The organism is Phyllobacterium sp. MT110 (assembly GCF_058792715.1).
This window is the reverse complement of sequence record NZ_JBXAFE010000007.1, coordinates 134783-155305: the sequence shown is the minus strand read 5'-3', so window position 1 is coordinate 155305 and position 20523 is coordinate 134783. Positions and strand designations below refer to the sequence as shown.

The following is a 20523-nucleotide window of genomic DNA, read 5'->3' as shown; positions in this document are numbered from 1 at the left end:
GCCCGTACTGCTGTATCGTATAGGCGACACGGGGCTTGCAAGGCGCACCGCGCGGTGCCGAATTACACCATGATTGACTGGGATGACGTTCGCTACTTTCTTGCCGCCGCGCGTGGCGGCTCGGTGCGGGCTGCCGCCAAGAGCCTGGGAGTCAATCACTCGACCGTGCTGCGACGCATTGCTCAGCTCGAGGAGCACCTCGGGGCGCAGATGTTCGAAAAGCTGCCTTCGGGCTATCGCCTGACGACCGCTGGCGAGGAGGTACTCGAGTTCGCGAACCAGATGGAAGCCTCGTCGCACCAATTGGAGACGCGCGTCTTCGGGCGCGATCAGAGCGTACGCGGGCTTCTGCGGGTGACGCTGCCCCCGTTCCTTGCGACACACCTGCTCATGCCGGATATCGCAGATTTTACGCGTCTGCATCCGGACATCGAGATGGAGATTGTATCGACCGGCGCGGTCGTGAATCTGACCAACCGGGAGGCGGATGTGGCGATCCGGATGGTCTCCGATCGCAAGACCCTGCCGCTCAATCTTCATGGCCTGAAAGGTCCGGATCTGCTCGCGGGTGTTTATATGTCCCGCGATAGACTGGCCGCGTGGCGTGCGGGTGCGCCGGCTCCTATCCGGCCCATCGTCATCGGCGGTCAGGCTGTTCCGGACTGGATCGACAAAGGGGAGTTTCGCGCCACAGGGGTTCCGTTCAGGACGCCGGACGCCGACGCGCAGATCGCTGCGGCAAGGCAAGGGATCGGCATGACCAAACTGCCCTGTTTCGTCGGAGATGCCGATCGCCTGCTGGCGAGAGTTCCGGGCATCGATCTGAAATCACCTGCGACGATCTGGCTTCTCACGCAAGGGGAGACACGCAAGACGAAGCGCGTGCGGCTTTTCACAGAGTTCATATCCCACCGGCTCGCCGCGTACGCTCCGCTCCTCGCCGGGCGGTTCATATCGCGCGGCTGACGTCGCGTGCCAAACGCCAAAAATGGGCTGGGGAAATTGCTGTTGGAAATTGGCATTGCCAAGTGGGACAGGCCGCGGAGTGGCCGCTCTCCGTGAAATCGAAACGCATAGTGGACCGTCCGCTTCCGGCCCCGAAGCGGCGGCGTCCTGAACTGCCGAACGTGACGGGATCGATGATGATAATTGTTCCGATAGCGCAGATTAGGTCGAGGATCCTGGCAGTGAGACCTGGCCAAGAATGGCAATGCGGGTAATTTCCTGCTTCAGACATGGGACGCTCGCGAAAGTGAAGCGGCGACGAGCTGGACGCGGCGGTTGATGGCCGCCATGGTGGACGTCACGAGCTGGTCGGGAAAACCGTTGGGCAGCTTTGCTATAGCGGCCTTTGCCTGCTGTTCGGCGTTCGCGGTGATGTCTTCAAAGATCGCTTTCATCGCCGCGGTGCCGACACCGGAAAGGTCCGCCGACTGCATGAAATGGCGGGGTACGATGTCATGGATTGCATAGTGGCGGTTTCTGCCAACCGACATCGCAAGTTTGAATTTCTTGCGGGAGATCTGGCCTTCGTCGAGGCTCGGCTGTGCGGTCAGCACGTCGTAGAGAGGTGTCATTCGGAAGCGTCCGCCGGGGCCAAGAAAAATACTGAAGTTTTTAGCGTGACCGTCGGTCGCGCCGAGCAGCCAGAACAGGATACTGGCGCGCATGAATATGGCGATATCGGCGTCGGGTGTGTCACTGCCTTTCAAAAGGTTGATGATTTCCCGCATTCCAGGGCCGCCGTCGGACTGATATTTTCTGGTGGGCGGGATCGACAGCGCCTGGCAAGTGTCCTCTTGCGGCAGACGGAGCAATCTTCCGTCCTTCGCCCAAAGGCGGTCGAAACGTTCCACGATTAGTGTACGGCGTTCCCCGAATTTCGCGATCTCGACGTTGGCGGTGGGGACGCCCATTGCTTCCAGCAGCTTCAGGCAGAGATACTCATTCTCGACACTGTTGGAGAGGTCGATGCCATTGGGAAGCTGGCCGATCTGCGGTTTGAGAATATGGGTGGTGGCGGTGGTGCCTGTGGGTTTAAACCACTGGCCGTCCTTGCGCAGCAGGGCGGTTTTTTCCTGTGCCCCGGCAATCGAGATTCGAAAATCTTCGTCTTCGCCCATACCGAGCGGCGCGGCGGCGAGATTCTTGATGATGTCTGCGACCTCGTCGTCGCTGACCGGCTTGCCGTCGGTATCGCCGACAGTGCCGGGATCAGTGCCGTCGGGCAGAAACTGCAGGGCGCCCACGCAGTCCTGGCCCAGAGCGGTTAGCAGGCTGAAGGCGTCAGTTCCTTCCGCGCCGACGCGCTCGGCGACCCGGTTGCGGATTGCGTCGTTGTCAGGCAGCAGGTTGTCGAACACATTGATGACCGGGGTGCCGATATAACGGTCCTCGCGCAGGGGCAGTGATAGTGACACCGGGAATGTGCTGCGCCAATCCAGCCAGCTGTGTCCGTACTGGAAGTCGATGGCGCCTGTGGCCTCACGCCGCAGCACGCCGACATGACGGCTGTTCAGAAAAACGTTGAGGGGTACGTGCGCCCGCCTTCTCGCCATCAGAACAAGTCCTCGATGTCGGCGGCGCTGCCCTGACTGCGTGGTCGAACGACCAGTTCCAGATTGAGGGCTGAAAGGGCTTCCATCAGGGTGCGCAACTGGACGGCCGGCTCCCCGGCTTCTAGGCGCGAAACCGTGCCCTGCCGCATATGGATTTGTTCGCCGAGCGCACCCTGACTCAAGTGCGCCTGCTTGCGGGCACGGCGCAGGATGGCGCCAAGTTGTTTTTCTGTGCGGGCGATCTGTTCGTTCATGGTGGCCTCCAATCGCCAATATACGCGGCAACGTATAATCTGTCAATATACGCGAATGCGATTATAATAGAAATATACGCGGAAGCGTTTAAAACCCTATTATACGGAAATGCGCATAAGAACGCAGACGCACACCAATCGTCGCCTACCACAGGTGTTTGACCCTGCGCTTTGATGGGGCGCCGGTGCATGAATGCAGCTGAAATCGTCAACGGACGCTATTGGTCCTTGTTTTGATCCATGCATCGCCAAACGCCGATCATGCGCTTGACGATGACATGGTTGGTCAGTCGCTCTTATCGCCGCCGATCGTCTGGATCTTGTCCCAGATCTTTGCAGGCTTGGGAACGTCCACGCTGAAAATCGTTTCGAACGTGTCGGCAAGATGATCCGCGCTTGTGATGCGCTGTTCGCTGACGCCCTCAGCCGTCACGCGGCACAGGCAATCGTTCTTCAGGGCGAGATAGCCATCCGCGGTATGCCGCAGGATCGCCAGCGCGTTCGTGAAGGGCGAACCGGGATCCTGCGTCAGCCAGCCAAGCGTGGCGGTGATGGCGGCCTCGTCGCTGTGATCGGGCCGGAAATCGAAGCTGTGCGCCATGCCGCGCGCATGGTTCCTGAAACGCAGCCAGCCGTCGTCCGTCGGCATGATCGAAAAATCGAAGCCGCGCTGGCTGATCGGCCCGACGGCAAGCGGTACAGGCTCGACGATGGCGTCCGCCAAGCCGACCTCGGCAAGGTACGGGCGGTCGAGATCGACACGCAGTGTCAGGTGGTTGCCGATGGCGTTGTCGCCCAGTGTTTCACGATTGACGCCGCCGCACAGGCGGGTCACTCGGAATCCGAGCGCGGCGAACAGACCATTCATCTCGTAGCACCAGCCGCCGCGCTTGGCCCAAGACGCGCCATCTGCTCCGACGTTAGCCAGTATAAACACTTATCATTCAGTCTCCTTGAAGAGACTGAATCAAACGCCCTGCTTAAATCAATAGATCCTGAGCCTAGCGACTCTTCGTCAACTCGACCACCGGCCTCGTTACCCATAGTTTCACAACTTCGACTTGAAGGAGTTAACATGACTGATATTTGGTTTAGGACTGGGGAAGCAACTGTACTAGCTGCGGAGGGGCAAGTGACTGATGCCATGCCGGAGGTTGTGCTGGGGTCGGTAAGGGGGCCTGTCGGCCAGGCGTTTGCATCGATGATGGGACAGGTAAAAGGCCATACACGCATGTTCGTCGTTCGCGACCTTAATCAGGCCGTGCGCCCCGCCACGCTGATGACCACAAAGGTCACCATCCAAAACATGGCCTATGCCGAACTGCTCGGTGGTGTTGTCCAGGCAGCCATGGGCGATGCAATTGTTGATTGTCTTATCGAAGATGTCCTTCCAAGAGATCAAGCAGACGATCTTTGTATGATAATCACCGTTTGGCTCGATCCACGTTGCGCGGAAGATGACAATCTCGACCGTAAGGATCTGTATCGGACCAACTATGAAGCAACGAAGCTCGCCATATCTCGTGCTATGACTGGTAAACCCACCGTTGAAGAACTGATCGCCAACCGCAAGACAGTTAAGCACTATGCCCTGGATGGGGTAATCGATTATTGAGTCCGTAGCTGCGCTGTCCCAGCCAATGTTCTGCCGATGAGTTGCGCCACCAATTGACCCATTTTTACATCTCGGGTTGACCAGAGTTGATCGAGATAAAACAAAGATTAATAATAAGTTTCCAATAGAGTTGTTGGGGCAACGTTGAATGGCAAAATGGGTCAATTTCTTATTGAAATCAACATCGCGGTCTCATACTCTTTAGGTTGATCTGAAAAGAGGGCCAACGAGCCGAAGTGATTCAGACTCAATCCGATCCATCAAATGCCAGACTGAACGTTCGGGCCTGCTTTTGGGCGGCAGAACCCGGCTAAGATTCGGAAACAGGACGGCTGCGAAGCTTCAATACAGTCTCCCGTTCTGCACGCCTGCAGACCTGAGGCGGAAGACCGCGCAGCACCAACTCAGTGTCTGCAACGACCAAGCGACCAATTTCGAAGAAGCTCTCGGCCATACCTCCGCTTCGGTGGCTCGAAAGAATGACGTCGTTCATTTTCCTGATCGGTGCATCCGACGGCAGCGGTTCAACGGGGAAAACGTCAATGCCTGCACGGATGCGTCCTTCGCCGATAGCCTCCTCCAATGCCGAAAAATCGACGATCCCCGCCCTGCTCATCAACAGGAGGATGGACCCACGCTGCATTCTTTCCAGTTCTTTGGCCCCGATGAAGCCTTGGTTTTCGACCGTCGATCCAGCAAAAAGAAAGACAATCCGAGACCGCGAGAGAACCTCGTCAAGCGTGGACGGCACACAGTCCCTCTCCATAATTACCCGCTCCGAAAGCCAAGGATCGTACGCTCGTACTTTGCATCGGAACGGCGCAAGCATACGCCGCAAGGCAGTGCCGAGATCGCCGAGTCCGACGATGCCTACGTTGCACCCAGTGAGCAGAAAGCTGTCTTTGTTACTTGCCAGGCCCCAGGATTCCGAAGCCGTGCGGAACATTTCGTGCGTCGACGTAATCTGCCTTGCCAAGTCCATAGCCATTCCAAAGGCCGTTTCTGCAACAGCCGTCGCATACACCGGGCTAACGTTTAACACGTGGATGCCGCGCTCCAGACAATAGCCGTAATCTACATTAGGAAAAAAATTGCCTTCCACATTGAAGACCGCCTTCAATTTAGGCATTTTTGACAGGCGGTCAGATGGCAAGTCGATCTGGCCTATGACAATTGTGGCCTCCGCCAGATCAGCGGCAAGCTCAGTGTCGCCAAGCCGCTGGCCGTCGGCATGGATCCTGACACGCCCCAAACTACGCAGCTTCTCCATTACTGCAGGTTCGAAGATCATCGCCACGGTTCGCGGCTCCGGATCGGCAATGAGTATCAATGGACGATGTTCCGACATTCTTTCCTTTGCTTTCCGATTGGTGGCCCGGGTCAAACAACGAGCTTGCAACTGCGCCATTGATCGCACTGGCTCGATTCGAACGCTGCTTCAATGAACCTCACTCCCTTCGCGCCATCGAGTGCCGTGGGATAGGCCAAAAGATCCGGATTTAGCTGGACGCCCAATCTGCGGGCCTCCACCGCTACGGCAATTTCGGTATAAAGATTGGCCCAGGCATCGGTGAGCGCCTCAGGGTGTCCTCTCGGCATGCGCACGAACCGCACCGCCGCAGGTTTCATGCCGCCGCCATAACCCCGGCCGATCACTTGAGTTGGCTCGTCGATGCGGGTGAAATTAAGATACTCGGGGTTTTCCTGCTGCCATTCCATACCACCCAATGTACCGAACACCCGCAGGCGCAGTCCACAGTGCGTGCCGGCAGCTGCCTGAGAAACCATCAACGTTCCGGGGATGCCACCTTCAAATCGTACGTGCATGAACGCGGTGTCCTCGAGCTTCTTCGGCTTACCAGACACATGGAAGTCAGCGCGTACGCTTTCCAAGTCTTTGTCCGTCACAAATGCGGCCAAGTGCGCGGCGTGCGTGCCGATATCGCCCACGGTGAAGGTAGGACCGACCTTGTCTGGATTCAATCGCCATGGCACACCGTCACTACCCTCGTCCGTCAGTGAAACAGCCCATTCCTGAAAATACTCGACGTGGACTTGTTTGATCTCCCCAATCTCGCCTGCGCGGACCATCTCCCGGAATTGCCGAACCATCACGTGTGAGGCATAGGCATATGTCACTCCGAAGACCAATCCGGTTTGCCGTTGTCGCCGAACAAGATTGAGGGCTTCTGCGAGATTGGTGGTGAGGGGCTTGTCGCAAATAATGTCGATTCCGCCATCCATGAAAGCAAGCGCGACATCATGGTGCAGATGGTTGGGAGTGGCTATGACGACGGCATCTATGCCGTCTTCCCGTCGCGCCTCCTTTACCGCCATGTCTCTGTAGTCGGTGTAGATGCGGTCCTTGGATAACATCCACTCCCTACCGGACCGCAAGGCTCGCTCCGGCTCAGATGAAAGCGCTCCGGCAACAATTTCCCAGCGGTTCGACAACCGCGCCCCGTTCGCATGAACCTGCCCGATTAGAGCCCCTTGGCCGCCGCCGACAAACCCCAAACGCAAGCGTCTGGAAGGTAGGGGGAAGGCCTGACCTTGAACCGCATCGCTCATATCTTTGCTCACTCTCAATCAGGTTGCTGTAGCAGATTGGGGCACACCCTCCGGCGTGCCCCGGATCAACCTCATTTATATTGGTCGGCATTGTCCTTGGTGACGAGCACCGTGCCGGTATCAATTACCAAAGGCACTTGCTTGCCGGCCTTGAGATCAACAAGCGTTTGAATCCCCAGACCACCGATTTTCTTGGGCGCTTGCGCGATGGATGCCGTCATCTCGCCCGCAAGAATAGACGTTGCCGCATCAGGATTGGCGTCGTAGCCGACAACCATGACGTCCTTTAGTTTTGCCGCGGCCTTCAAGGCTTCGATAGCGCCGAGCGCCATGTTGTCGTTGGATCCAAAAATGCCTTTGATGTTGGGGTTACCAGCCAAGATACTTTCGGTCACCGAAAGACCCTTTGCCCTATCCCATTCCGCCGTCTGCTCGGCTACAATCTTTAACCCGCAAGCTTCGAACGCGGCTTTGGATCCACCCGCACGGTCCACTCCATTGGTCGTGCTCATAATTCCTTGAAGAATCGCTACCTCCGAACCCTTTGGAAGGTTCTTGCACATATATTCGCCTGCAAGTTTGCCGCCTTCCAAGTTATTGGTCCCGATGAACGGGACCCCTTCGTTGGTACCGGCACCGTCGACAAACACCGTCTTGATGCCGGCAGTCTTTGCCGACTCTATGACTTCCGCGAGGGAATTCGGATCGGTCGGCGCAAGGGCGATACCGTCGACTTTTTGAGCGATCAAGTCTTCCAGCTGGTTGATTTGCGACTGCACGTCGGTTTCAGCAGGCGGCGCAACGACAATAACATCGACGCCCAACTCCTTGCCCTTGGCCTTGGCACCCTCCTCAACCGCAGCCCAATAGGGGTTTCCCGCACCGGGGCCTTTCATGCTGAGGACGAACTTGTCTGCATGTGCGGTTCCGGCCAACGCGAATACACAAATTCCCGCGAGCAACATTTTCTTCATTGATAGGTCCTCCCGACCATAGCGTCCCCTGAATCCAAGCGCCCGTCAGGAGACGGAACGGGCTGTTTCGTGTTCAAAAACGTCCTGATCAGCTGCGGACTCCGGCACGACGTCTTAGGACATCGATGTAAACGGCAAAAATGATGACGAACCCGATTAGGATCATCTGCCAAAACGCGCTGACATTGTTGATGTTAAGTCCATTGCGCAGAAGGCCCATGATCAGGACGCCGGCCAATACGCCGAGGACTGTCCCTCGTCCGCCAAAAAATGATGCGCCTCCGATAATGACGGCCGCTATCGCATCCAGCTCAATACCAATGCCCGCATTGGGGAACCCGCTGTCGGTTCGGCCGGCAAGCAAGAGGCCCGCAAGGCCGGCAAAAAAGCCGCAGATCATGTAGACAAGCACCAGAATTCGATCGACATTGATGCCGGACACACGGGCAGCATGTTGATTTCCTCCGATAGCGTAGATGTGCCTCCCGACATTTGTACGTGCCAGAAAATACCAGAGGCCAATAGCGCATACAGCGACAATAATAAGGCTGGCTGGCAAGCCAGCAGGCGGCGCGAAAATGCCAAAATCGAAATACTTGACGCCGAGATAGCGCACTTCGGGTTGAAGTCCGGAAACCGGTGCCCCAGCGGTGACGAGATAGGTTAGCCCCCGCGCAATGTTGAGCGTGCCGAGGGTCATGATAAACGGATGCGGCAGTTTGAGCCAGGTCAATCCTACCCCGTTTATCCATCCGACCGTCAAGCCTATTGCCGGTCCGATAAGAAGGCATAGCGGCCAAGCGATTCCTGCCTTACTGGCGATAGCAATGCACACCATTGACAGGCCCATCGTGGAGCCCACGGAAAGGTCAATGCCGGCCGTGACGATGACGACGAGCATCCCGAGAGCGAGCAGCGCCAGCGATGCGTTCTGCTTAAGGATATTCGTTAAGTTCTGGGAAGTAAGAAACACGTCCGGTTTTATCGTCGCAAGTCCGATCATCATGGCGATGACGACGAACACGATCCCGTAGGTTTCCATGAAAGAAGCGAGTTTCGGGCTGTAGATCATTTCACTGCACTCTGTCGTGGGCTAGCTGATCATGGTGACCTTTGGTGCCCATGATCCAACCGATTACTTCGTTGCGGGTGGTTTCACCGAGGGGGGCTTCGGCAAAATTCGTGCCTTGAAAGAGTGCAATGACGCGATCGCAGCAGTAGAAAATGTCGTCCATGCGATGGGAAATGATGATGACCGCTACGCCGTGCTCTTTGAGCGACCGTATGAGATCAAGTACCTTTCCGACCTCTTTTATCGCCAACGCCGCAGTGGGCTCGTCCATGATCACAAGTTTCGCATCGAATGCCGTTGCGCGAGCTATGGCGACCGCCTGTCGCTGGCCGCCGCTTAAGTTTTCGGTGTTCTGGTCAATCGATTTTACATGGATTTTCAGCTTATCGAGATGCGCGGCTGCCATCTCCCGCGCTTTGGCGTGGTCCACGATGGTGAGCGACCCAAACTTGTGGCCGGGCTCGCGGCCAAGATAAATGTTTTCGTAGATGGGAAGGTTCCCGGCGAGAGCGAAATCTTGATACACCATCTCTATGCCCAGGTTCCGAGCGTCACGTGGACTCGTGAATTTAACCGGATAACCTTGGTAAATGAGTTCGCCTTCGCTCGGCACATAAAGCCCCGAGAGTATTTTCATCAAAGTTGACTTGCCAGCTCCATTGTCGCCGACGACACCGAGCACCTCTCCTTCCCCTATGTGAAAATTAACATTGTGAAGCGCTGTTATAGCTCCAAAATATTTTGATATGCCCCTTGCCTCGAGAAGCTGCGACCCATTTGCGGGAACATTAGCCATTTATTCCTCCCTTGATACCTCAGTGCAAACCGAACGCCTGCTCTTCACACCATAACGATGCAGACCAATCTCTAGACGATGCGGTCAAGTGAGACAGCGAAGACGCCAGCGGTCCTGCCGTCCCCACTTTCGAAGTCATCTTTCGAATTCTCAGGCGAACGTCGTTTTGAACAAAAATCTCGGGGCCGACAGAACTGCCTTTAATAAGGACGCTCTCGATTACCCTTTATTTTTAATTGCTTGCGGCCACTCCTCAATGCCGTGGATCCGAACTGAAAACATCGCAAGGACCTTCAATAATCGTATTATGCAATTAATTATGCGTCAATGAAAAAATGCAATAAAAGTTGCAATGGATGATAGCGGGAAAGCTTTGCCCTGCGGTCCCAAAATCGGTGTCAATTCAATTGGTCCACCCCTAAGAGAGGCTCTTTATGAAGTATGGTTTTTGAGCCAATAAGGGATAACGAGAATGTCAAGCAAGCGACGCCAAACCCAAATAGTTTGGCGCGAGATGGTTGTCTACCGCTTGTTTTGACGTGGTAGATTGGGTGCCATTCTGCAGCCGTCATCAATGGCACCTCGCCATTGCCTTAAGCTCTCTTCTTGCGCCGATAGACATCAGCCACAACAGCAGCAACGATAATACCGCCCTTGATGATCTCCTGATAATACGCGTCGACACGCAGAAATGTGAAACCGGAAGTCATCACACCGAGAATGATTGTGCCAATCACAGTGCCAGTAATGCGGCCCACGCCGCCTGAGAGCGACGTTCCTCCGATAACAGCGGCTGCAATGGCATCAAGTTCATACATTACACCCATGCCGGATTGAGCCGTCTGTGCTCGCGCTGCGGTCACAATTCCAGCCAAGCCTGCAAGAAGCCCTGCAATTGCGTAGACTTTTACGAGATGGGCTTCGACATTGATCCCGGAAACCCTTGCCGCCTGAGCATTCGCGCCAATCGCATAGGTGAATTTGCCGTAACGCGTGTAACGAAGCGCAATGTGGAAGACCACTGCCATAACTAGGAAGACGATGACCGGTACTACGCCACTGCCGATAAAATTGAACTGATCCGTGAGCCCGGATATTGGCTGGCCCTTCGTGTACCATTTGGCAACACCACGCGCCGACACCATCATGCCGAGTGTTGCAATAAAGGGCGGGATGCGGGTGAAGGCAATCAACCAACCATTCAGCAGTCCGGCCAATACGCCGATGATCAGCCCGATACCGATCGGGATAAATGCAGGCAAGTCGGTCATACTGGGATAAATGGCACGGGCCCAGGTCGAGGATTGTGCAAAGCCAGCGGCGATCATGGCAGTCATGCCAACAACCGATCCCGACGAGAGATCGATGCCACCGGTAATGATCACCTGCGTCACACCAATTGCAATGATCCCGATGACGGAAACCTGCAAGATCATGATCGTCAAACGTTGAGGATTAAGCAAAAAGCTCTGTCCAACGAAGAGCCAACCCAACACTTCAAGTACGAGCGCGATAGCGATCAAAACCATAAAGATGTTCAATTCCGGAGGCAAACGTCGAGCGGATGTGGTTCTTTCGGTCTTTTCAGTGACAAGTTGATTGGTGGTCATAGTTGTTCCTTCCAGCCGTCCGCAGACGCTTAGCGCGCAGCCAGTTCCATTATTGTTATTTGGGTGGCTTCTGATCTATCGAGGAATCCGGTGACCCTCCCCTCATGCATCACCATCACGCGATCGCTCATGCCAAGCACTTCCGGCAACTCCGACGAAATCATGATGACAGCCACGCCATCCCTCGCCAGTTCCGTCACGAAGCGATGGATCTCCGCCTTTGCACCAACGTCGATACCGCGCGTAGGCTCATCAAGAATAAGGATGCGCGGATTGGTGAGAAGCCATCGACCGATGAGAACCTTTTGCTGGTTACCGCCCGAGAGGTTTTCGATTTTCTCATGCAAATTCGGGGTCTTTACACGAAGCTTTCGGCTCATTTCCTCACAGGCAGCATAAGCCTGCTTTTCCCGGACGAACCCGCCACTTGCAAAGCGATCCTGCAAAACGGCTATTTGCATGTTTTCAAGAATATTAAGAACCAGCAGACATCCTGTGTCTTTCCGGTCTTCGGTAAGAAACGCCATGCGATTGCGGATGGCGGTTTTGGGACTATCGATGTTGACAGGATTGCCATTGATTTCAATCGAACCGGACGACGCGGGCGTCACTCCGAACACTGCTTCTGCCACATTCGATCTGCCAGATCCTACAAGTCCGGCTATACCGAGTATCTCGCCTGCGCGAACATCAAACGAGACGTCGTGAAACACGCCATTGAGTGTCAGGTTCTTGACAGAAAGGACCGTATCCCCGATCGGCACCTTTTCCTTAGGGAACATCTGTGTGATCTCACGGCCAACCATCATCCGGATAATGTCATCCCGTGTTACATCCGTGGACCTATGCGTGCCGATGTACTTGCCGTCGCGAAAGACCGAGAATTCATCGGCGATCTCGAACAGCTCATTCATTTTGTGGGTAATGTAGACGATCCCGATGCCTTGCGCGCGCAGATCGCGGATGATCTCGAACAGATGACCGACTTCACGCTCGGTCAAAGTCGACGTCGGTTCGTCCATAATGAGAACATCGGACTCGTACGAAACAGCTTTTGCAATCTCGACCATCTGCCGATTGGCGACGGACAGGAGTCGGACTTCCATTTCCGGATCGATGTTGATCTTCAAGCGTTCGAAGAGTTCGATCGTCATCCGGTGCATTTCTCTATGATCGACGAATCCAAACCGGTTCTTTGGTTCTCTGCGGATCCAGATGTTTTCCGCAACGGTCATATAGGGCATCAGGTTGAGTTCCTGATGGATCATGGCGATGCCGTTCTCCAGCGCGTCGAGTGGTGACAACAACCGGATTTCAACGCCTTTGAGTTTGATTGTGCCTTTGTCCGGATGGTAGATACCTGCGAGCACCTTCATCAGGGTGGATTTGCCGGCACCGTTCTCGCCCATCAAGGCGTGAACCGACCCTCGCCTTAATTTGAAAGAAACGTCGTCCAACGCAACGACACCCGGAAATTCCTTGTGTACACCCTCTGCAGAGAGAAGGTATTCGGCATTTGGAATTGTCCTGCTGGCGCGCACGGCGGCCATTGCTGTCGGGCTTATGGTCATTTCTGTCCTCCCAATCACGACCCTGTTGCAATGCGTATTGGGAGCGGGATTGACCCCGCTCCCAACGGCCCAATCACTTCTTGGTCTGATACTGTGAGAGGTTTTCTTTGGTCACGAGCTCGAAGGGGATGTATGTCTTTTTTTCGACAGCCTCGCCTTTGATGATCTTGCGTGCCGTGTCGACCGCACCGCGTCCCTGGCCGGCTGCATTCTGGAACACCGTGACATGTAGATCCCCTGCCGCCACAGCAGCCAGAGCATCTGCCGTGGCATCAACACCGCCAACCACAACGCTATCCATCTTCCGCCCCGAAGCCTTCAATGCCTGTATGGCACCCAGGGCCATTTCGTCATTGTTGGCAATGACCGCATCGAATTCGACACCGGCAGACAACCAGTTTGTCATCAAGTCGAGAGCCGGTGTGCGCATCCAGTTGGCCGACTGTTCTTCAACGACTTTGATGCCGCTGCATTCCGGCGTGGACAGCACATCGTGCGTGGCTTTCGTGCGGCCGCGTTGACCTGTGGTGCCGAGCTGTCCCTGCATGATAACCGCTTTGCCTTTGCCTGCGAGCATCTTGCAGACAGTCTGGGTTTCCAGCGTTCCAGCCTGCTCTTCATTAGACCCGACAAAAGCTTGCTTGTCCGGCAGGCTGTCGACGTTCGACGGTGCATTGTTCACAAAGATCAGCGGAATACCTGCTGCCGCCGCAGTTTTTGAGATCGCTGCGCCAGAGTCGGCGTCGACCAGCATGATAATGATCGCATCAACGCGGGACGCGATGAAGTTGTCCACCTGGCTCTGCTGCTTTGCGATATCACCCTGACCATCCTCGGTCAGTATGGTCACGCCGTCGAGTGACTTGCCGTAGTCCTCCATGCTGTGACGAAGACCGGTCAGCCAGTTATCGTCGAACAATGACATACTGACACCAATGGTTTCGGCATGCGCCGTGCTCGTCAACAGTGCTGCCGCGAGAGCCGCACATGCAAAATACTTCTTCATTCCATTCCTCCTCAGTTGTGCGGACGATTTCAAGCGTCCGCGATTAATGCCAAAGCATCTTCGTTCCGGGAGACGATGCGCCTCCGGTTCTGCCGGTTTCTTCCGGCTTCGTTCGATCTTTCGGTATTCTTGGCATCCGCACGATTTGCGAACAGATACCGTTTTCAGACTAGCTCCTCCCAGCTGTGTCGATCACACGAAGCGTGGTTTTTGCCAGCCTCCATCGTATATTTCGTGGCTATCCACGACAGCGTCCACGAAGGCGACCCCCTTCAATCCGTCATAGGATGTCGGAATGACCTCCTCATCCACAGCTTTACCGCATGCTTTCGATCGGATAACCGATGCGAAAGCAGAGTAAAGATTGGCAAATGCTTCAATGTAGCCTTCCGGATGACCAGGCGGCGTGCGCGTCCGAACCTGGGTGTTCGCAGAGAGATCGTCCCTGCCGCGCTTGACGACGATGGGCGCACCAAACAGCGGGGTGAAATGCAGCTCGTTGGGGTGTTCCTGATGCCAGGCCAAGCTGCCTTTTTCGCCGAACACCCGTAAGCGTAGCCCGTTTGATTGGCCGATTGCCACCTGCGACGACCACAATAACCCGCGGGCACCACCTTCGTAGCGGATCATGACGTGAGCATTGTCATCAAGGGCTCGTCCTTCGACAAAGGTAGCAAGATCGGAAGCCAGCGCTTCGGCTTTGAGACCCGTTACAAATCCCGCCAGATGATATGCATGGGTGCCTATATCTCCGATCGATCCGCCGCGACCGTTTTTTTTCGGGTCTGTCCGCCAGGCTGCCTGCTGGTTTCCCTGCAGTTCAATGCCAGTCGCCATCCACTCCAATGGATATTCAACCTGAACGACCCGAATGCCTCCAAGATCGCCGCGCTGAACCATTGCACGTGCCTCATGGATCATCGGATAACCGCAATAGGTGTAGGTTACGCCGAGGAAAAGACCAGTCGATTGTGCCAACTCATGCAAGGCGATGGCATCTTCCGCGGTTGTTGTCATCGGCTTTTCGCAGATCACGTGAATACCAGCTTCGAGGAAGGCCTTGGCGATCGGGAAATGTGTATGATTGGGTGTGCAAATTGCCACGACATCGATACGATCGGCCCGGGATATTTCTCCCTCCACCATTGCCTTGTAGTCATCGTAGGATCGATTTCGTTCGATGTAGTTTTTCGCCGCAAATGCGTGACCGCGCTCGGCATTGACGTCGAACGCGCCTGCGACGAGTTCGAAATTGTTGTCCAGTCTTGCCGCGAAACGATGGATGCCGCCGATATAGGCACCATCACCGCCGCCCACCATGCCCAGTCTTAGTCTGCGATTTGCAAGGGGTATCCCGGTCATCGCAATACCTCCGAAATTCCAAGGATCTCATGATTGAGCGAGCGGTCAGCTCCGGATTTCACAAAGTCGTCAAAGGCCCGCTCTGAAACCCGAATGATATGATCTGCAATGAATCGTGCGCCCTCAGCGGCACCATCCTCAGAGTTTTTCAAGGCACATTCCCACTCAAGGACGGCCCAGCCATCAAAGTCGTAGCCGGACAATTTGGAGAAAATCGCGCCGAAATCGACCTGACCATCGCCTGGAGACCGGAAACGGCCGGCTCGGCTGATCCACGGCTGGTAGCCGCCATATGCTCCAGTCTTACCCGTCGGGCGGAACTCGGCATCCTTGACGTGGAATGTCTTGATCCGTTCATGGTAATGATCAATGTAGGTCAAATAATCGATCGACTGCAGCACCAGATGGCTCGGATCGTACATAATGTTGCATCTTGGGTGATTTTCGACACGTTCCAGGAACATTTCGAATGTGAGCCCGTCATGCAAATCCTCAGTTGGGTGGATTTCGTAGCATAGATCCACGCCCTCGCTGTCGAACGCATCAAGCAGCGGACGCCAACGTGTGGCCAGTTCATCAAAGCCGTCCGAAATCAAACCGTCCGGCCATTGCGGATATGGATAAAAATAGGGCCAAAGTAATGTTCCGCTGAATGTTACATGGCGATCTACGCCAAAGCGCCGCGAGGCCTTTGCCGCACAAAGGAGTTGGTTCACAGCCCACTCCTGCCGCGCTTTCGGGTTCTTGTGCACCTTTGCGGGGGCAAAAGAGTCCGCGGGAAGATTGAAGGATGGATGGAGGGCAACAAGTTGTCCCTGAAGATGGCTTGCGAGCTCGGTGACCACGAGGCCGTCTTCTTTTAAAATGCCCTTGAACTCATCGACATAATCCTGGCTTTCGGCCGCCTTCTCGAGGTCAATAATCCGCCTGTCCCATGTTGGGATCTGAACGCCCTTGAAGCCCTTATCAGCGGCCCACCCGGACAAGCCTTTCAGCGAATTAAATGGTGCTTCATCGCCAGCAAACTGTGCGAGAAATACCGCAGGTCCCTTGATTGTCTTCATTATAATACCTCGTTCGGCATCAAAGTGGCGATGCGGGGTGTGGGATGCCATCATAGGCTCCCCATATCCCTTGATCGAAATTTATGATTGCGCCTGTCATCAGGCCGGATTCAGAGGACGCCAGAAACGCGATTGCCCGGGCAACCTCAACCGGGTCGATTAACCTGCCGTTTGGCTGGTCGGCAGCTGCCTGCTCAAGCCAGTTTTCTGGTCTGCCGTCCAGGACGCGCTGGGTCCTGTCTTCACCTTCCGATGCCATCCAACCGATATTCAGGCTGTTGATGCGGATACGGTTGCGAAGAACTGCGTAAGCAACATTACGTGTCAGCGTGTCAAGCGCACCTTTGGAGGCACAATAGGCTGTCAAATTTGGCTGGCCGCCCATCGATGACATTGAGGAAATATTGACAATCGTTCCTTCGATCTGCTCGCGCTTGAAAAGCTTGATTGCCTCCTGGATCAGGAAAAACGGCGCGCGTGTATTCACCGCAAACAACATATCGAACAGCTCAGGTGAGGTTTCCAGGATGGTGCCTCTGTTGGTCGCACCCGCAACGTTAATGAGACAATCCAGCCGCCCGAATACTCTGTCTGCTTCCGCAACGACCTTGCGGCAATCATCGATGTTCCCAAGATCGGCTTTCACAAACACGGCCTTACAGCCTAGTTCTTCAAGTGCGGCTACCTGCGCGGCGCCCTTTTCCGTCGAGCGGCCACAAATTACCAAACCTTCCGCTCCCCGTTCCGCGAAAAGCTTCGCGGTGGCGGCACCCAATCCCTGCGTGCCTCCCGTTATAAGAGCAACTTTACCTTTGAATTGACCGTTCATGTCGTTGGTTTCCGCATAACCGAATTGCGCCGATAACAGATTTGGAGAGCCCCTAAATGCCGACACGCTGCTTTTTACGACCGGCTTGCTGGTCGGCCGACGCGACATTCACTTCCGGGCGGGCACTCACTTGGGGTACGCCTACATCCCACCAAGCGTCTCCAGGCGTCCAGGTGAAAGCATCCGACACAATTGTGAGTACAGTTGTCCGGTCTGTTGACTGAGCCCACTCCATGGCGGCTCCAAGATCTGCCAGGCTTTCAACATGGCGCGTCAGTGCTCCCATGGATTCAGCATGCTTGCCGAAGTCCACTGGAAACGCCTCTTTGACCCGGCAATCCTTCAACAGATTGTTGAAGGACGCTCCGCCCTTGGCGTTCTGAAGGCGATTGATGACAGCATAGCCGCCATTGTCACAAACAATCAGAATCATCTTGTGCCCCGAAAGCACTGTGGAATAGATGTCCGAGTTCATCATCATGTAGGTGCCGTCACCGATCATGACGATCGGGGTACGGGTGGGATCAGCCATCGCTGCGCCCCACCCGGCTGCAATTTCATATCCCATGCACGAAAAGCCAAACTCGCAGTCGAAGGTATTGGGAGCTTTGACCCGCCAGTTCTTCATGACTTCACCAGGCAAACCGCCGGCGGCCGTAATCAGGAGATCGCGCTCGCCGGCATGGGCGTTCACGACGGCGACAACTTGTGCGTAGGTAGGTACGGCAGCATTGGTAGGCTTTTGATAACCGTCGAGCGCGGTATTCCATTTCGCAAACTCGGTCCGACCCTTTTGGGTCCATTCTGGTGCGGCCATATAGCCGCTGAGTGCTGCCTGAAGCTCGTTTATACTCTCACGCGCATCGCCAACGACCGCAACCGCGCGATGCTTGTTGGCATCCCAGCGCGCCGCATTGATCGATACGAACGTGGCGTCCGGCGAGAATGCGGTCCAGGATCCGGTTGTAAAGTCCATCAGCCGCGTGCCAACGGCAAGGATTACATCTGCTTGCGCAGCCAATGTATTTGCCGAGGTGGAGCCAACGATACCAATAGGGCCGACATGAGCGGGATGATCATGCGTTACGGTACCCTTGCCGGCGATGGTTTCGCACATCGGTATGCCGTGCTTTTCTGCGAAGTCAGCAAGGGCTGTTTCTGCTCCGGAGTAGCGCACACCGCCACCTGAAATGATCAGCGGACGTTTGGCAGACTTCAAGACTTTGACAGCCTGCGCCAGACTATCCAAATCCGGGCGTGGGCGCGGAGCTCTATGCACTGTTGGCTCGAAGAAGCTCTCCGGATAGTCCCATGCGATTTCCTGCACATCCTGCGGCAGGGCCAGAAATGCCGGACCACAATCTGCCGGGTCAAGCATCACGGCAACCGCTTGCGGCAGGGAGGCAATGATCTGTTCTGGATGGGTGATCCGATCCCAATATCGTGTGACCGCCTTGAATGCATCGTTTACCGTGATCGTCGGATTGCCAAAATGCTCGACCTGCTGCATCACCGGATCGGGACGACGATTGACAAAGCTGTCACCGGCGAGCAGCAAGACTGGAAGCCGGTTGCTGTGAGCAACACCGGCTGCGGTGATCATGTTCAATGCGCCAGGACCGATCGAAGACGCTGCAACCATGATCTGACGCCGCTGCGTCGCTTTCGCAAAACCAATTGCAGCAAGTGCCATCGACTGTTCATTCTGTCCGCGCCATGTCGGCAATATATCTTTAACCGCTTCGAGTGCTTCTGAAAGGCAGGTCACATTCCCATGCCCGAAGATCGCAAAAACACCAGGAAACAGGGGTTCACGCCGCCCCTCAATCTGCGTGAACTGATTGCAAAGATAGCGGACCAGGGCTTGTGCCATGGTTAAGCGGACAGTAGACATATTAATCCTCCCAAACTGGCGCTCCTCGACCAGCCTTGTGCATGGAATATTTATTGCATTAATTTAAATATTGCAAGTCTTTTTGCATTTCAGCTGTGTGTGGCCCGTCCTGGGACCGTTCAGACAATGTGAATCAATCATAGTTTCGATCAATTCGAGCGGCCATGCGCCTCCAAATGCGCGCGGGTACAAACAGCACGGGCTGAACCACACAGAGAACCAATATTGTCATATTTGATTTATTGCAATATTTTTTGCATTGAGTTACTGCAGAACCGCTTGATCAAAACCCCGGGAGGAAATCCGTGTTAAATATCGCCCTTCTCGGCTGCGGTCGCATCGGTAAAATGCACGCAGCCACGATTGCCCGCTCGCCTACCGCGCAGCTTGTTTCTGTTTACGATCCTGTCTTTGAAGCGTCAGAGCAGGTTGGAACGCAATTTGGCTGCGCTGTTGCGCCGAGCGCCGAAGTGGCAATCGCTTCAGCCGATGCTGTGCTTATCGCCACGTCCACACCGACGCACGCAGACCTTATCGAAGCATCAGTACGAGCTGGAAAAGCTGTATTCTGCGAAAAGCCCATTGATCTGTCCCTGGAGCGGGTTATGAAATGCCGGAATGCGATTGCTGCCCATTCGAGTGTCGTTCAAATCGGGTTCAACCGCCGTTTCGATCCGGGACATCGCGCAGCGCGTGAGGCCGTACGCAATGGTGATATCGGAGACCTGCAACAGATCATCATCACATCGCGCGATCCTGGACTGGCCCCATGGGGTTACTTGCAGGCATCAGGCGGAATTTTCAGAGATATGACCATCCATGATTTCGATCTCGCGCGCTTTATGCTCGACGAGGAGGTGGATGAAGTATTTGCAACTGGAAGCGCACTTATCGAGCCAAGACTTGCCACGGAACTTAATGATGTCGATTCCGTAATGGTGGTTATGCGGACAGGGAGCGGCAAGCTATGCCACATCAACAACTCGCGCCTGGCCACTTACGGTTATGACCAGCGCATTGAGTTGTTTGGCTCCAAAGGCATGGTGATTTCTGACAATCGTCGCGCCCACGAACTGAAGCGCTTTGGGGCAGTAACTACAGCCGCAGGCGAGCCTTATCTTAATTTCTTCATTGAACGTTATGTTGAAGCGTTTTCCGCGGGGCTCGAAAGCTTCATTGAAAAGGCTGTCAGCGGCGGAAAACCGGAAGCAACGTTTGATGATGGAGAGCGGGCGCTTGCGCTCGCCGAAGCGGCAGTCCTGTCTTTGAAAAAAAAGCGCTTCGTGAAGGTGTCTGAAGTTTCCTGACGAATGCGCCAAGCGCCGTTCGCAGGAACGGCGCTTGTCA

At 55.2% G+C, this 20523-nt stretch carries 18 protein-coding genes; 3 read left to right on the top strand and 15 right to left on the bottom strand.

Annotation, left to right across the window (positions count from 1 at the left end; all coding sequences use genetic code 11):
• The first annotated feature begins 69 nt into the window (after nt 1-69).
• Nucleotides 70-966, top strand: a complete 897-nt coding sequence (locus AC1Q5O_RS24265; RefSeq protein WP_472460461.1) for a LysR family transcriptional regulator — start codon at nt 70-72, stop codon at nt 964-966.
• Between the two features lie 263 nt (nt 967-1229).
• Here AC1Q5O_RS24265 and AC1Q5O_RS24260 read toward each other — a convergent pair whose 3' ends face one another.
• From AC1Q5O_RS24260 to AC1Q5O_RS24250, 3 genes are all read right to left on the bottom strand, one after another.
• Nucleotides 1230-2558: a type II toxin-antitoxin system HipA family toxin gene (locus AC1Q5O_RS24260; protein ID WP_472460460.1), complete on the bottom strand. Its 1329-nt coding sequence runs from the start codon at nt 2556-2558 to the stop codon at nt 1230-1232.
• Nucleotides 2558-2812: a helix-turn-helix domain-containing protein gene (locus AC1Q5O_RS24255; protein WP_464663456.1), complete on the bottom strand. Its 255-nt coding sequence runs from the start codon at nt 2810-2812 to the stop codon at nt 2558-2560. The genes AC1Q5O_RS24260 and AC1Q5O_RS24255 overlap by 1 nt, the downstream gene beginning before the upstream one ends.
• Before the next feature lie 286 nt (nt 2813-3098).
• Complete coding sequence (locus tag AC1Q5O_RS24250; RefSeq protein WP_472460459.1) at nt 3099-3749, bottom strand: arylamine N-acetyltransferase family protein; 651 nt, start codon at nt 3747-3749, stop codon at nt 3099-3101.
• A gap of 138 nt (nt 3750-3887) precedes the next feature.
• On the opposite strand from AC1Q5O_RS24250, the gene fae reads away from it, so the two are divergent.
• Complete coding sequence (fae, locus tag AC1Q5O_RS24245) at nt 3888-4427, top strand: formaldehyde-activating enzyme (protein WP_472460458.1); 540 nt, start codon at nt 3888-3890, stop codon at nt 4425-4427.
• A gap of 310 nt (nt 4428-4737) precedes the next feature.
• Here fae and AC1Q5O_RS24240 read toward each other — a convergent pair whose 3' ends face one another.
• The 12 genes from AC1Q5O_RS24240 to iolD all read right to left on the bottom strand — a co-directional run bounded on the left by AC1Q5O_RS24240 (nt 4738) and on the right by iolD (nt 19176).
• The gene (locus tag AC1Q5O_RS24240) at nt 4738-5775 is read right to left on the bottom strand and encodes a hydroxyacid dehydrogenase (RefSeq protein WP_472460457.1); all 1038 of its coding nucleotides are present in this window, start codon (nt 5773-5775) and stop codon (nt 4738-4740) included.
• A gap of 32 nt (nt 5776-5807) precedes the next feature.
• On the bottom strand, nt 5808-6998 hold the full coding sequence (locus tag AC1Q5O_RS24235; RefSeq protein ID WP_472460456.1) for a Gfo/Idh/MocA family protein: 1191 nt from the start codon (nt 6996-6998) through the stop codon (nt 5808-5810).
• 71 nt (nt 6999-7069) lie between these two features.
• Nucleotides 7070-7972 carry a sugar ABC transporter substrate-binding protein gene (locus AC1Q5O_RS24230; protein WP_472460455.1) on the bottom strand — a complete coding sequence of 301 codons (903 nt, stop codon included), beginning with the start codon at nt 7970-7972 and terminating at the stop codon, nt 7070-7072.
• Nucleotides 7973-8060: 88 nt separating this feature from the next.
• Entirely contained in the window at nt 8061-9044 is a 984-nt protein-coding gene (locus tag AC1Q5O_RS24225; protein WP_492566522.1) for an ABC transporter permease, read from the bottom strand.
• A gap of 1 nt (nt 9045) precedes the next feature.
• Nucleotides 9046-9840 (bottom strand): ATP-binding cassette domain-containing protein, encoded by a 795-nt coding sequence (locus AC1Q5O_RS24220; protein ID WP_472460453.1) that lies wholly within the window; start codon nt 9838-9840, stop codon nt 9046-9048.
• Between the two features lie 593 nt (nt 9841-10433).
• Nucleotides 10434-11450, bottom strand: a complete 1017-nt coding sequence (locus tag AC1Q5O_RS24215) for an ABC transporter permease (protein ID WP_472460452.1) — start codon at nt 11448-11450, stop codon at nt 10434-10436.
• Between the two features lie 29 nt (nt 11451-11479).
• Nucleotides 11480-13021 carry a sugar ABC transporter ATP-binding protein gene (locus AC1Q5O_RS24210; protein WP_472460451.1) on the bottom strand — a complete coding sequence of 514 codons (1542 nt, stop codon included), beginning with the start codon at nt 13019-13021 and terminating at the stop codon, nt 11480-11482.
• Nucleotides 13022-13094: 73 nt separating this feature from the next.
• A complete protein-coding gene (locus tag AC1Q5O_RS24205; RefSeq protein WP_464665105.1) occupies nt 13095-14027 on the bottom strand; it encodes a substrate-binding domain-containing protein in 933 nt (310 codons plus the stop codon).
• Between the two features lie 192 nt (nt 14028-14219).
• A complete protein-coding gene (locus AC1Q5O_RS24200) occupies nt 14220-15389 on the bottom strand; it encodes a Gfo/Idh/MocA family protein (protein ID WP_472460450.1) in 1170 nt (389 codons plus the stop codon).
• A complete protein-coding gene (locus AC1Q5O_RS24195) occupies nt 15386-16453 on the bottom strand; it encodes a sugar phosphate isomerase/epimerase family protein (RefSeq protein WP_464665103.1) in 1068 nt (355 codons plus the stop codon). The genes AC1Q5O_RS24200 and AC1Q5O_RS24195 overlap by 4 nt, the downstream gene beginning before the upstream one ends.
• Nucleotides 16454-16472: 19 nt before the next feature.
• Nucleotides 16473-17282: an SDR family oxidoreductase gene (locus tag AC1Q5O_RS24190; RefSeq protein WP_464665102.1), complete on the bottom strand. Its 810-nt coding sequence runs from the start codon at nt 17280-17282 to the stop codon at nt 16473-16475.
• 52 nt (nt 17283-17334) lie between these two features.
• Nucleotides 17335-19176, bottom strand: coding sequence for a 3D-(3,5/4)-trihydroxycyclohexane-1,2-dione acylhydrolase (decyclizing) (gene iolD / locus AC1Q5O_RS24185; RefSeq protein ID WP_464665101.1), 1842 nt, complete (start codon nt 19174-19176; stop codon nt 17335-17337).
• 305 nt (nt 19177-19481) lie between these two features.
• Between iolD and iolG the strand changes: the two genes are divergently transcribed.
• Nucleotides 19482-20483, top strand: coding sequence for an inositol 2-dehydrogenase (iolG, locus tag AC1Q5O_RS24180; protein ID WP_492566517.1), 1002 nt, complete (start codon nt 19482-19484; stop codon nt 20481-20483).
• Nucleotides 20484-20523: the final 40 nt, after the last annotated feature.

What these genes read in the sequence shown, in the direction of transcription:
- AC1Q5O_RS24265 (WP_472460461.1), top strand. Translation starts at nt 70, where the DNA reads ATGATTGACTGGGATGACGTTCGCTACTTTCTTGCCGCCGCGCGTGGC.
- AC1Q5O_RS24260 (WP_472460460.1), bottom strand. Translation starts at nt 2,558, where the DNA reads ATGGCGAGAAGGCGGGCGCACGTACCCCTCAACGTTTTTCTGAACAGC.
- AC1Q5O_RS24255 (WP_464663456.1), bottom strand. Translation starts at nt 2,812, where the DNA reads ATGAACGAACAGATCGCCCGCACAGAAAAACAACTTGGCGCCATCCTG.
- fae (WP_472460458.1), top strand. Translation starts at nt 3,888, where the DNA reads ATGACTGATATTTGGTTTAGGACTGGGGAAGCAACTGTACTAGCTGCG.
- AC1Q5O_RS24240 (WP_472460457.1), bottom strand. Translation starts at nt 5,775, where the DNA reads ATGTCGGAACATCGTCCATTGATACTCATTGCCGATCCGGAGCCGCGA.
- AC1Q5O_RS24235 (WP_472460456.1), bottom strand. Translation starts at nt 6,998, where the DNA reads ATGAGCGATGCGGTTCAAGGTCAGGCCTTCCCCCTACCTTCCAGACGC.
- AC1Q5O_RS24230 (WP_472460455.1), bottom strand. Translation starts at nt 7,972, where the DNA reads ATGAAGAAAATGTTGCTCGCGGGAATTTGTGTATTCGCGTTGGCCGGA.
- AC1Q5O_RS24225 (WP_492566522.1), bottom strand. Translation starts at nt 9,044, where the DNA reads ATGATCTACAGCCCGAAACTCGCTTCTTTCATGGAAACCTACGGGATC.
- AC1Q5O_RS24220 (WP_472460453.1), bottom strand. Translation starts at nt 9,840, where the DNA reads ATGGCTAATGTTCCCGCAAATGGGTCGCAGCTTCTCGAGGCAAGGGGC.
- AC1Q5O_RS24215 (WP_472460452.1), bottom strand. Translation starts at nt 11,450, where the DNA reads ATGACCACCAATCAACTTGTCACTGAAAAGACCGAAAGAACCACATCC.
- AC1Q5O_RS24210 (WP_472460451.1), bottom strand. Translation starts at nt 13,021, where the DNA reads ATGACCATAAGCCCGACAGCAATGGCCGCCGTGCGCGCCAGCAGGACA.
- AC1Q5O_RS24205 (WP_464665105.1), bottom strand. Translation starts at nt 14,027, where the DNA reads ATGAAGAAGTATTTTGCATGTGCGGCTCTCGCGGCAGCACTGTTGACG.
- AC1Q5O_RS24200 (WP_472460450.1), bottom strand. Translation starts at nt 15,389, where the DNA reads ATGACCGGGATACCCCTTGCAAATCGCAGACTAAGACTGGGCATGGTG.
- AC1Q5O_RS24195 (WP_464665103.1), bottom strand. Translation starts at nt 16,453, where the DNA reads ATGAAGACAATCAAGGGACCTGCGGTATTTCTCGCACAGTTTGCTGGC.
- AC1Q5O_RS24190 (WP_464665102.1), bottom strand. Translation starts at nt 17,282, where the DNA reads ATGAACGGTCAATTCAAAGGTAAAGTTGCTCTTATAACGGGAGGCACG.
- iolD (WP_464665101.1), bottom strand. Translation starts at nt 19,176, where the DNA reads ATGTCTACTGTCCGCTTAACCATGGCACAAGCCCTGGTCCGCTATCTT.